The following is an 11,589-nucleotide window of genomic DNA, read 5'->3' as shown; positions in this document are numbered from 1 at the left end:
ATGTCCGCGCACACCTCCGAGGCCCCGACGCCCCAGCAGATCCGACGGGCGCTGGCCCGGGCCGAGCGAGGTGCCGCCCTCGACCTGGCCGAGGCGAGTGCGCTGCTGGCCGCGGCCGGTCCCGACCTCGAGCGGCTGTGCGCTGCGGCGGCGCGGGTGCGCGACGCCGGGCTTGTCGCGGCGGGCCGGCCGGGCGTCGTGACGTACTCCCCCAAGGTGTTCATTCCCGTCACGAAGCTGTGCCGCGACCGGTGCCACTACTGCACGTTCGTCGAGACCCCGGGTCAGGCGCGGCGCGAGGGCCGGGCGCCGTACCTCTCGCCCGACGAGATCCTCGACATCGCCCGCCAGGGCGCCGAGCTCGGCTGTCTCGAGGCGCTGTTCACCCTGGGCGACCGGCCCGAGGACCGCTGGCCCGAGGCGCAGGAGTGGCTCGACGAGCAGGGCTACGACTCCACGCTGGCCTACGTGCGGGCCATGGCGGTCCGGGTGCTGGAGGAGACCGGGCTGCTGCCCCACCTCAACCCCGGCGTCATGTCCTGGGAGGAGCTCAACCGGCTCAAGCCGGTCTCCCCCTCCATGGGCATGATGCTCGAGACCACCTCGCGGCGGCTGTTCGAGGAGAAGGGCCAGGCGCACTTCGGCTCGCCCGACAAGGACCCCGCGGTGCGGCTGCGGGTGCTGGAGGACGCCGGGCGGCTCTCCATCCCGTTCACCACCGGGCTGCTGGTCGGCATCGGCGAGACGCTGACCGAGCGGGCCGAGACGATCCTCGCGCTGCGGCGGGTCTCGCGCGCGTACGGCGGGGTGCAGGAGGTGATCGTGCAGAACTTCCGGGCCAAGCCCGACACCGCGATGCGCCACACCGACGACCTTGCCCTCGACGAGTACACCGCGGCCATCGCGGTCACCCGGCTCGTGCTCGGGCCGAAGGCACGGGTGCAGGCACCGCCCAACCTCGTCGACTCCTCCGAGGGCTCAGCCGAGTGCCGCGCCCTGCTCGACGCCGGCATCGACGACTGGGGCGGTGTCTCGCCGCTCACCCCCGACCACGTCAACCCCGAGCGCCCCTGGCCCTCCCTCGACCGGCTGCGCGAGATCACCGCCGACGCCGGCTTCGAGCTCACTCCCCGGCTCACCGTGCACCCGGAGTACGTCCGTCAGGGCGAGCCGTGGCTCGACCCCCGGGTCTCGGGTCACGTCGCCGCGCTCGCGACTCCCGACGGGCTCGCGCGGCCCGGCGTACGCCCCGAGGGCCGGCCGTGGCAGGAGCCCGACGGCGGCTTCGCCAGCGTGGGTCGCACCGACCTGTTCGAGGCGGTCGACAGCGAGGGCAGGTCGGAGGACCGGCGCTCGGACTTCAGCGAGGTCTACGGCGACTGGGACGCCGTGCGCGACGCGGCCAGGGACACCGCTGGTGGTTTCGAGACAGGCGCTGGCGCGCCTTCCTCAACCAGCGAACACGCTGGTTCGGTGGTTGAGGAGGTTGCGCAGCAACCGTCTCGAAACCACGCCCCGACCGTCCTGCACAGCGAGGGCCGCGAGGCACTGGCCGCGGCCGAGCGCGACCCCGGCGGGCTGTCGGATGAGCACGCCCTGACGCTGATGACCGCCGAGGGCCCGCTGCTCGAGCAGGTCTGCCGCCTCGCCGACGACCTGCGCCGCGAGGTGGTGGGCGAGGAGGTCACCTACGTCGTCAACCGCAACATCAACTTCACCAACGTCTGCTATGTCGGCTGCCGGTTCTGCGCCTTCGCCCAGCGCCGCACCGACGCCGACGCCTACTCCCTCTCCCTCGACGAGGTCGCCGACCGCGCCGAGGAGGCATGGGGACTCGGCGCCACCGAGGTCTGCATGCAGGGCGGCATCGACCCCGAGCTGCCCTCCTCGGCGTACTTCGACCTGGTCACCGCGGTCACGCAGCGCGTCCCCGAGATGCACGTGCACGCCTTCTCCCCCATGGAGGTCGTCAACGGCACCGCCCGCACCGGGCTCAGCATCGAGGACTTCCTCATCAAGGCGCGCGAGGCGGGCCTCGGCTCGCTGCCCGGCACGGCCGCGGAGATCCTCGACGACGAGGTCCGCTGGATCCTCACCAAGGGCAAGCTCCCGACCAGCACCTGGGTCGAGATCGTCTCCACCGCCCACCGCGTCGGCGTCCCCACGACGAGCACGATGATGTACGGCCACGTCGACAACCCGCGCCACTGGGTCAGCCACCTGCGCGTGCTCTCCGGCATCCAGGACCGGGCCCGCGAGGGCGGCTACGGCGGGTTCACCGAGTTCGTTCCCCTGCCGTTCGTGCACACCAGCGCCCCGATCTACCTCGCCGGGGTGGCCCGCCCCGGACCCACCCTGCGCGACAACCTCGCCGTCCACGCCATGGCGCGGATCCTGCTCCACGGCCGCATCGACCACATCCAGACGAGCTGGGTCAAGCTGGGCGTCGACGGCACCCGCGCCATGCTGCAGGCCGGGGCCGACGACCTCGGCGGCACCCTCATGGAGGAGACCATCTCCCGCATGGCCGGCTCCGAGCACGGCTCCGCCAAGACCGTCGCGGAGCTCGTCGAGATCGGCGCCGGCATCGGTCGGCCGGTCGTCGAGCGACTGACGACGTACGCCCGTCGCTGAGGTTCACGGGGCTGACGGCGGGTCGTTCGCATGGCCCGTTCGGGTCAGCCCGCCTGGCGTGAGCGTGGTCACGCCGGGTCATGCGCAGGCCACGGAACGGTAACGATCTCGAAATCTGTCCGAGACCTCTTTACGTGACCGCCCTCACTTCATATGTTGTGGCGCGCAACAAAAGCGTACGGCCGCCGAGGGGGCGGAAGGCGCATCTCACACAAGGACGGTTGCACGTGAGGCGAAAGCACAGCTTGCTCGTCGTCGGTGCGCTGGGCATGGCCCTGGCGCTGACGGCTTGCGGTGACGACTCGAGCGACAACACCGGCTCGAGCTCCAGCAGCGGCAGCTCCGAGGGCGGCAGCGCCGACGGCAAGATCGGCGTCATCCTCCCCGACACCGAGTCCTCGGTGCGCTGGGAGTCCGCGGACCGCCCGGCTCTCGAGGCCGCCTTCAAGGAGGCCGGCGTCCAGTACAGCATCCAGAACGCCGAGGGCGACGCCGAGAAGATGACGACCATCGCCGACGGCATGATCGCCGACGGCGTCACGGTCCTCGCGATCGTCAACCTCGACTCCGAGTCGGGTGCCGCGATCGAGGAGAAGGCCGCCTCGCAGGGCGTCAAGACCATCGACTACGACCGCCTCACCCTCGGTGGGTCGGCCGACTACTACGTCTCGTTCGACAACACCAAGGTCGGCGAGCTCCAGGGCGAGGGTCTCGCGACCTGCCTGGGCGACAAGGACGCCAACATCGTCTACCTCAACGGTTCGCCCACCGACAACAACGCGACCCTGTTCTCCGAGGGCGCGCACTCGGTCCTCGACGAGATGTCGAACTACAAGGTCGTCGGCGAGCAGGCCGTCCCCGACTGGGACAACGAGCAGGCCGTCACCATCTTCGAGCAGCTCTACACCGCCGCCGACGGCGCCGTGGACGGCGTCCTCGCCGCCAACGACGGTCTCGGTGGCTCGGCCATCTCGGTCCTGCAGAAGAACGGCAAGGCCGGCTCCGTCCCGGTCACCGGTCAGGACGCCACCGTCGAGGGTCTGCAGAACATCCTCGCCGGCACCCAGTGCATGACGGTCTACAAGTCCGCCAAGCTCGAGGCCGGCGCGCTGGCCGACACCGCCATCGCCCTGGTCAACGGCGAGGAGGCCGACACCACCGGCACCACCGAGGACTCCGAGGGCGGCCGCGACGTCCCCTCGATCCTCCTCGACCCGGTGTCGATCACCAAGGACAACGTCGGCGACGTGATCAGCGACGGCGGCCAGTCCTACGCCGACGTCTGCACCGGCGAGTTCGAGCAGCTCTGCACCGACGCCGGCATCACCGGCTGACGCAGCATCACAGCACCACCTCCGCGGGAGCGCCCGGGCCGTCGGCCCGGGCGCTTCCGCAGGCCCCGGTCCGGACGGGTCGCGTCGCGGACTGGTCGATCCAGACAACAAACTCCAGTTCCACTGATCCTGGGAGCCACAGATGAGCGAACCGCTGCTCGAGCTGCGCGGTGTCAACAAGAGCTTCGGTGTCGTCCACGTCCTCCACGACGTCGACTTCGCCGTGTACCCCGGCCAGGTCACCGCCCTGGTCGGCGACAACGGCGCGGGCAAGTCGACCCTCGTCAAGATCATCGCGGGCATCTACGGCCGCGACAACGGTGACTACCTCTTCGAAGGCAAGCCGGTCGACATCAACGGCCCGCGCGACGTCGCGGCCCTCGGCGTCGAGGTCGTCTACCAGGACCTCGCGCTGTGCGACAACCTCGACATCGTCCAGAACATGTACCTGGGCCGCGAGGAGATCAAGGGCGGCACGCTCGACGAGCCGACCATGGAGGCCCGCGCCCGCGACACCCTCGGCTCGCTCTCGGTGCGCACGGTGAAGTCGGTGCGCCAGAGCGTCGCCAGCCTCTCGGGCGGCCAGCGCCAGACGGTCGCGATCGCCAAGGCCGTGCTGTGGAACTCCAAGGTCGTGCTCCTCGACGAGCCGACCGCCGCCCTCGGTGTGGCCCAGACCCGCCAGGTGCTCGACCTCGTGCGTCGCCTCGCCGACCGTGGCCTCGGCGTCGTGCTGATCTCGCACAACATGGGCGACGTCTTCGAGGTCGCCGACCGCATCGTCCCGCTCTACCTCGGCCGCGTCGCCGCCGACGTCGCCACCAAGGACGTCACCAACCGCCAGATCGTCGAGCTCATCACCATGGGTCGCTCCGGCGACCTGGGCATCGCCGAGAACCCCACCACCGCCACGGTCTGAGAGGCACCGAGAACATGAGCGTCGACACCTCCAGCACCGCTCCGGGCGGGGCCCCCGAGCCGACCAACGCCGCCGACCGCGCCTTCGCGCGGGACGACGTCCACGCCACCACCCTGGGTGGCTCCTTCCAGGAGTACCTCAACCGGGTCCGGGGCGGTGACCTGGGCTCGCTTCCGGCACTGTCCGGCCTCGTCGTGCTGTTCGTCATCTTCAGCTTCGCCAGCGAGGCCTTCACGACCAAGCTGAACCTCGCCAACCTCGTCACCCAGGCCGGCCCGATCAGTGTCCTGGCCATGGGCCTGGTCCTCATCCTGCTGCTGGGTGAGATCGACCTCGGCGCCGGCGTCGCCGGCTCGACCGGCGCGGCCGTCACGGCGCTGCTGATCGTCGATCGGGGCTGGTACTGGCTCCTGGCTGCGCTGGCCGGTCTCGCGGTCGGGGCCTTCATCGGCGTGGTCGTCGGCTTGCTGGTGGCTCGCCTCGGCATCCCGTCGTTCGTGGTCACCCTGGCCACGTTCCTGGGCCTCCAGGGCGTCCTGCTGGTGCTGATCGGCGAGGGCGGCTCGGTCCGCTTCGCCGACGACTTCCTGCGCGGCCTGGCCATCAAGACCGTCGACCCGACCGTCGGCTGGATCGCGGCGGTCGTCATCATTGCGCTCTTCGCCGCTCTGTCGATCCGCAAGCACCGCACCCAGGTCAGCGAGGGCCTGGCCCACCCGCCGTTCAGCCTCGTCGTCGTCCGCATCGCCGCCCTGGCCGTCGTGCTGCTCGGCTTCGTCGCCTTCATGAACGCCGACCGCAGCCGCAACCCCAACTTCCCGATCGAGGGCGTGCCGCGCATGTTCGTGGTGGTCGTGGGCCTGCTGATCCTGTGGACCTTCGTGCTCAACCGCACGCGCTACGGCCGCCACCTCTACGCGGTCGGCGGCAATGCCGAGGCCGCACGCCGCGCTGGCATCAACGTGCTGAAGATCCGCGTCACCGCGTTCGTCTTCTCCACGATGATGGCGGTCGTCAGCGGGCTCCTGCTGGCCGCCAACACCGGCAAGGTCTCCCCCGGCTCGGGTGGCAGCAACACGTTGCTCTACGCCGTGGGGGCGGCCGTCATCGGTGGCACGAGCCTCTTCGGCGGCAAGGGCCGCGCGATCGACGCCGTGATCGGTGGCTTCGTGATCGCGACGATCATCAACGGCCTCGGGCTGCTCAACAACGCCAGCTGGATCAACTTCGTCGTGACCGGCGCGGTCCTGCTGCTCGCCGCCAGCGTCGACGCGATCTCCCGGCGCCGCCGGTCCGCCGCAGGGGTCTGACCCCGTGAGTCCGCAGCCGCGGACCGGCCTGGGCACCAACCAGGAGGCGGTCCGCCGCCACAACCTCGGCACGCTGCTGCGCCACGTCCACCGACGCGGGCAGAGCACGCGGGCCGACCTGACCCGCGGGATGGGGCTCAACCGCAGCACCATCGCGGGTCTGGTCACCGAGCTCGAGTCGCTCTGCGTGGTCGAGTCCACCGACACGGTGGGCTCGCCACGCGGGGCGGGTCGGCCCTCGGTCGTCGTCCGGCTCGCGCCGAGCGGCCCCTACGTCGTGGCCGTCGAGGTGGGCGTCGACCGCATGGTCGTCGCCCGGGTCGGTCTCGGCGGCGTCGTCCACCAGCGCGCCACGGCGATCTCCTCGGGCACCGAGGCCTGGCAGGTCGGCTCGACCGTCGCCAGCCTCGTGCGCGAGGTCGTCGACCAGGCGCCGTCCGACGCCGCGATGGTCGGCATCGGCATCGCCGTCCCCGGCCTCGTGCGTCGTTCTGACGGGCTCGTGCGCCTGGCTCCCAACCTCGAGTGGGCCGACGTCTCCTTCGGCAGCATCGTGCTCGCCGCCCTCGGCGTCGAGGTGCCGGTCTCGCTCGCCAACGACGCCGACCTCGGCGCGCTGGCCGAGCACGAGCGCGGGGTCGCCGTCGGGGTCGGCGACCTGATCTACGTCTCCGGCAACGTCGGCGTCGGTGCCGGCATCATCACGGGCGGGATCAGCCTGGCCGGTGCGGGCGGGTACGCCGGCGAGATCGGCCACCTCCAGTTCAAGCCCGGCGGCCGCCCCTGCCACTGCGGCAACCGGGGCTGCTGGGAGACCGAGGTCGGCGCCCACGCGATCGCCCAGGCGATCTCGCTGCCCACCGACCAGGTCCCACGCCTCGACGAGGTGCTCGCGGGCTACTCCCGCCCGACACGCGAGCTCCGCGCGATCGGCACGATGATCGGTCACGGCCTGGCCAGCGTCATCAACGCGGTCAACCCCGAGATGATCGTGCTCGGCGGCTACTTCAGCGCGCTGCACAGCCTGGTCCGCGACGAGATCGAGGCCGGGGTCTCCGACCGCACCCTCTCCTCGCCGTTCGAGACGGTCTCGCTCGAGCTCCCCGCCCTCGGCGCGGACTCGGTGCTGATGGGCGCCGCCGAGATGGCCTTCGAGCCGCTCTTCACCGACCCCGTCTCCGCCCTCGGCAGCGCGATCCAGGACGTCCGCACCCGCGTCGCCGGCTGAGGCCCGTCCGGCTCACGAACGCCGACCCGGCGCAGATTGCTGCTGCCCGTACGCCGACCCGGCGGGAAGTGTCGCTCGAGGAGTCTCGACCCGGCGCAAAGTGTCGCTCAAGGAACCTCGACCCGGCGCAGAGTGCTGAGGCTTGCTCAGCACTTCGCGCCGGCTCGGCGAACATCCGACAGCACTTCGCGCCGGTTCGGCGTACGTCTGAGTGCACTTCGCGCCGGGTCGGCGTACATCCGACAGCACTTCGCGCCGGTTCGGCGTACACCCGACAGCACTTCGCGCCGGGTCGGCGTACGTCTGAGTGCACTTCGCGCCGGGTCGGCGTACGTCTGAGTGCACTTCGCGCCGGGTCGGCGTACGTCTGAGTGCACTTCGCGCCGGGTCGGCGGTCAGACGGGGAGCTCGACCTCGCCGGCGAGGATCGGGGCGAAGGCACGCTCGGCGGCGCCGAGGGCGGCGGCCTCGATGCCGAGGGCGCCGACGCGGAGCTCGGGGCGGGTGAGCGGGTCGACGAGGCGCTCGTCGAGGACGGCCCGGGCGCGGTCGAGGACGAGCTCGCCGAGGGGCACGAAGTAGCCACCGAGCACCACGACCGACGGGTCGAGGACGGCGGCGAGCACCGCCAGGCCGAGGCCGACGTCGTGACCGAGGTGGTCGAGACCCGCCCGGACGTCCGCGTCGACGGCGGCCCGCTCGGCGACCGCCTGGGCGGTGGCGACGGGGGTGCCCAGCTCGGGCAGGCCGACGGCGCGCAGCATCGCGTGCAGGCCGATCGAGGCCTCCCAGCATCCCCGGCGTCCGCAGCCGCAGGGGGCCTGCGGCTCCCCGATCGGCACGTGGCCCACCTCGCCGGCGAAGCCGGTCCCGCCGCGCACCAGCTCCCCCGCGCTGACGATGCCGGCACCGATGCCGACGGTGCCGGTGAGGTAGAGCAGCGAGTCGGTGTCGGTGGCGGCCCCGTGGTGGGCCTCGGCGTACGCCGCGCAGTCGGCGTCGTTGGCGATCCGGACCGGGCAGTCCGGACCGAGCAGCGCGGCGATCCGCTCGGCGAGCCCGGCGCCGTCCACGTCGAGGTTGGGGGCCCACGCGACCGTGCGGTCGTCGCCACCGACGAGGCCCGGCACCGCCAGCACCGCCCCCACGAGACGCGGAGCGGCCTCGGGCGGCACGACCTCGGTCACGAGGGCGGACAGCACCTCGACCGGGTCGCCGCCGTCGACCGGGCGGGTCTCGTGGCGCAGCACGTCGCCGGACACGTCGAGCAGCACCGCAGCGACGTAGTCGACGTTGAGCTCGAGCCCGAGGCCGACCAGGCTGCCGCCCAGCAGGACGACGGGGCGCGACGGTCGCCCGCGAGCCGGCCGCTCGGGGGCCGGGGCGGAGTCGTCCTCGGAGACCACTCCCCCGGCGGTGAGGTCGGCGACGATCGCACCGACCGTGGCCTTGGCCAGGCCGGTGCGGCTCGCGAGCTCGGCCCGCGAACCGGCACCGCCCTGGCGCAGCTCTCGCAGCACCAGGGCGGTGTTGCGGCGTCGCACCCACTCGGTGCTGGCGCCGCCGGTCACGGTCATGCTCAGCGCACGCCGTACAGGTGCTCGAGCGCGAGCTGGTCGAGCTTCTCGGTGTGGGCACCGAGCTGGGCCAGCGCCTCGGGGTCGGGCAGCTGCCAGTCGAGCAGGCCGCTCCAGCCCTCGCCCTCGTCGAGGGTCGGCTGGGCGAGCTCGGGCAGACGGGCCGCCTCGAGCGCCTCCTGCACCTCCGGGTCGGCGCGGAACGCCTGGACCTTCTCGCGCAGGATGAGGTAGTTGCGCATGCACGCCTCGGCGCTCACCCACACGCCGCTCTCGTCCTCGATGCGCGAGGGCTTGTAGTCGAAGTGGACCGGGCCGTCGTAGCCGCCGGCCAGCAGGGTGTCGACGATCCAGAAGGCGCCGCGCACGTTGCCGGCGCCGAAGCGCAGGTCCTGGTCGTACTTCGGACCGTTCTGGCCGTTGAGGTCGATGTGGTAGAGCTTGCCGGACCACAGCGCCTGGGCGTAGCCCGCGGCGGCGTTCATGCCGGCCATCTCCTCGTGCCCGATCTCCGGGTTGACCCCGACCAGCTCGGGGCGCTCGAGCTCGTTGATGAAGGCGAGCGCGTGGCCGATGGTCGGGAGCAGGATGTCGCCGCGGGGCTCGTTGGGCTTGGGCTCGATGGCGAAGCGCATGTCGTAGCCCTTCTCGGTGACGTAGTCGCCGAGCAGGTCGAAGGCCTCCTTCATGCGGTCCAGCGCGACGGCGGTGTCCTGCGAGGCGCCGTACTCCGCGCCCTCACGACCGCCCCAGGCGACGTAGACCTTGGCGCCGAGCTCGGCGGCGAGGTCGATGTTGCGCATGACCTTGCGCAGCGCGAAGCGGCGGATCTCGCGGTTGTTGTTGGTGAAGCCGCCGGCCTTGAAGACGGGGTGGCTGAAGAGGTTGGTCGTCGAGGTGGTGACGACCAGGCCGGTGTCGTCCAGCCCCTTCTTGAACCGGTCGATGATCTGCTGACGGGTCGCGTCGTCGGAGCCGAACGGGATCACGTCGTCGTCGTGGAAGTTGACGCCATAGGCGCCGAGCTCGGCGAGCTTCTCCAGGGCGTGGACGGTGTCCATCGGCGGGCGGGTGGCCCCGCCGAACGGGTCGACGCCCTGCCAGCCGACGGTCCAGAGACCGAAGGAGAACTTGTCGGCGGGGGTCGGGGTGGGGACGTTCATCTCAGTTCCAATCACTGGTGCGGTCACGGAGCTCGGTGTAGCGCGCGCGGACGTCGGGAGTCGGGTCGGCCTCGAGGAGGTCGGTGGGCGGAGCGGGCCAGGCGGGCGGTGTCTCGGCCCCGGAGAGCGCCCAGGCGGCCTGGCGGGCGGCGCCGAGCGCGACGTACTCCGCGCTCGGCGGGACCTCGACCGGGCGGCCGAGGACAGCGGGGGCGAGCGCGCGGACGGCCGCGCTGCGGGCGGCGCCGCCGACCAGCAGGATGCGCCCGACCTGCTCCGGCACCGCCCCGCCGATCAGGTCGACCGCGTCGGCGAGCGAGCACAGGAGCGCCTCGTACGCCGCGCGCGCGAGGTCGGCGCGGGTGGTGGAGGGGCGCAGGCCGGTCCAGGTGCCGGTGGCGTCAGGCCGGTTGGGGGTGCGCTCGCCGCCGTAGTAGGGCAGCAAGGTCACCCCGTTGGCGCCGGCCGGAGCGGAGAGCGCGAGCTCGGCCAGCTCGTCGTGGTCGACGCCGAGCAGCGCGGCCTGCAGGTCGAGGATGCGCGCGGCGTTCATCGTCGTGGCCATGGGGAGGTAGCCGCCCGTCGCGTCGGCGAAGCCGGTGACCGCGCCGGTGCCGTCGACGACCGCGGAGCGGCTGACGGTCGAGGCGACCCCGGAGGTGCCGATCGAGACGAGCACGTCGCCGGGGCGCAGGTCCATGCCGAGGGCGGCGGCCATGTTGTCCCCGGTGCCGGCGCCGAGCACCTGGCCGGCCACGGTGCGGCCGGCGACCGCGCCCGGGTCGACGACCTCGGGCAGCGCGACCTCGCGGCCCAGCGCGGCGGCGGCGAGGTCGGGGCGCCACCGGCCCTCGTGGGCGGCGTAGTAGCCGGTGCCGGAGGCGTCACCACGGTCGGTGAACGGCGCGGTGCCGGGCGCGGCGAGGTGGGCCGAGACGTAGTCGTGGGGCAGCAGGACCCGCTCGACCCGGGCAGCCGCCTCGGGCTCGTGGTCGCGCAGCCAGCGCAGCTTGGTCACGGTGAACGACGCGACGAGGACGCTGCCGACGGCCTCGGCGCAGGCCTGCGGGCCGCCGTGCTCCTCGATCAGGTCGCGGGCGGCACCGGCGGAGCGGGTGTCGTTCCACAGCAGGGCGTCGCGGACCGGCTCACCGTCGGCGTCGAGCGCGACCATGCCGTGCTGCTGCCCGCCGACCGCGACCGCCTCGGCCCGCTCGAGCAGGCCCGGGGTCACGGTGTCGAGGGCGGCCGTCCAGGCGCGCGGGTCGACCTCGGTGCCGTCGGGGTGCTTGGCGGAGGCCTGGTCGACGACCGTGCCGTCGTCGCCGTCGACGAGCAGGGCCTTCACGGACTGGGTGGAGGAGTCGATCCCCATGACGAGCGTCACAGGGTCTATTTAGTACGACAGTCGAACTAAAGTCAAC

General features: G+C 72.2%; 8 protein-coding genes. 5 read left to right on the top strand and 3 right to left on the bottom strand.

Annotation, left to right across the window (positions count from 1 at the left end; all coding sequences use genetic code 11):
- The 5 genes from GRQ65_RS07610 to GRQ65_RS07590 all read left to right on the top strand — a co-directional run bounded on the left by GRQ65_RS07610 (position 1) and on the right by GRQ65_RS07590 (position 7,425).
- Positions 1 to 2,634 (top strand): bifunctional FO biosynthesis protein CofGH, encoded by a 2,634-nt coding sequence (locus GRQ65_RS07610; RefSeq protein WP_160876852.1) that lies wholly within the window; start codon positions 1 to 3, stop codon positions 2,632 to 2,634.
- 227 nt (positions 2,635 to 2,861) lie between these two features.
- Complete coding sequence (locus GRQ65_RS07605; RefSeq protein WP_160876850.1) at positions 2,862 to 3,968, top strand: substrate-binding domain-containing protein; 1,107 nt, start codon at positions 2,862 to 2,864, stop codon at positions 3,966 to 3,968.
- Positions 3,969 to 4,110: 142 nt separating this feature from the next.
- Positions 4,111 to 4,887 carry an ATP-binding cassette domain-containing protein gene (locus tag GRQ65_RS07600; protein WP_160876848.1) on the top strand — a complete coding sequence of 259 codons (777 nt, stop codon included), beginning with the start codon at positions 4,111 to 4,113 and terminating at the stop codon, positions 4,885 to 4,887.
- Between the two features lie 14 nt (positions 4,888 to 4,901).
- Positions 4,902 to 6,197, top strand: coding sequence for a sugar ABC transporter permease (locus GRQ65_RS07595; RefSeq protein WP_160876846.1), 1,296 nt, complete (start codon positions 4,902 to 4,904; stop codon positions 6,195 to 6,197).
- A 4-nt stretch (positions 6,198 to 6,201) separates the two neighbouring features.
- On the top strand, positions 6,202 to 7,425 hold the full coding sequence (locus tag GRQ65_RS07590; protein ID WP_160876844.1) for an ROK family protein: 1,224 nt from the start codon (positions 6,202 to 6,204) through the stop codon (positions 7,423 to 7,425).
- Positions 7,426 to 7,820: 395 nt separating this feature from the next.
- Here the strand turns inward: GRQ65_RS07590 and GRQ65_RS07585 are convergent, their stop codons facing one another.
- The 3 genes from GRQ65_RS07585 to xylB are packed head-to-tail and all read right to left on the bottom strand — an operon-like array spanning position 7,821 to position 11,552.
- Positions 7,821 to 9,002 (bottom strand): ROK family protein, encoded by a 1,182-nt coding sequence (locus tag GRQ65_RS07585; protein WP_160876842.1) that lies wholly within the window; start codon positions 9,000 to 9,002, stop codon positions 7,821 to 7,823.
- Positions 9,003 to 9,004: 2 nt separating this feature from the next.
- Positions 9,005 to 10,165: a xylose isomerase gene (xylA, locus tag GRQ65_RS07580; RefSeq protein ID WP_160876840.1), complete on the bottom strand. Its 1,161-nt coding sequence runs from the start codon at positions 10,163 to 10,165 to the stop codon at positions 9,005 to 9,007.
- A 1-nt stretch (position 10,166) separates the two neighbouring features.
- Positions 10,167 to 11,552, bottom strand: a complete 1,386-nt coding sequence (gene xylB / locus GRQ65_RS07575; protein ID WP_160876838.1) for a xylulokinase — start codon at positions 11,550 to 11,552, stop codon at positions 10,167 to 10,169.
- Between the last annotated feature and the right edge of the window lie 37 nt (positions 11,553 to 11,589).

It is taken from the genome of Nocardioides flavescens (assembly GCF_009823805.1).
Taxonomy (GTDB): Bacteria; Actinomycetota; Actinomycetes; order Propionibacteriales; family Nocardioidaceae; genus Nocardioides; species Nocardioides flavescens.
The sequence above is the reverse complement of the archived record's forward strand: the minus strand, read 5'-3'. Positions and strand labels throughout refer to the sequence as shown.

What these genes read in the sequence shown, in the direction of transcription:
- GRQ65_RS07610 (WP_160876852.1), top strand. Translation starts at nt 1, where the DNA reads ATGTCCGCGCACACCTCCGAGGCCCCGACGCCCCAGCAGATCCGACGG.
- GRQ65_RS07600 (WP_160876848.1), top strand. Translation starts at nt 4,111, where the DNA reads ATGAGCGAACCGCTGCTCGAGCTGCGCGGTGTCAACAAGAGCTTCGGT.
- GRQ65_RS07595 (WP_160876846.1), top strand. Translation starts at nt 4,902, where the DNA reads ATGAGCGTCGACACCTCCAGCACCGCTCCGGGCGGGGCCCCCGAGCCG.
- GRQ65_RS07585 (WP_160876842.1), bottom strand. Translation starts at nt 9,002, where the DNA reads ATGACCGTGACCGGCGGCGCCAGCACCGAGTGGGTGCGACGCCGCAAC.
- xylA (WP_160876840.1), bottom strand. Translation starts at nt 10,165, where the DNA reads ATGAACGTCCCCACCCCGACCCCCGCCGACAAGTTCTCCTTCGGTCTC.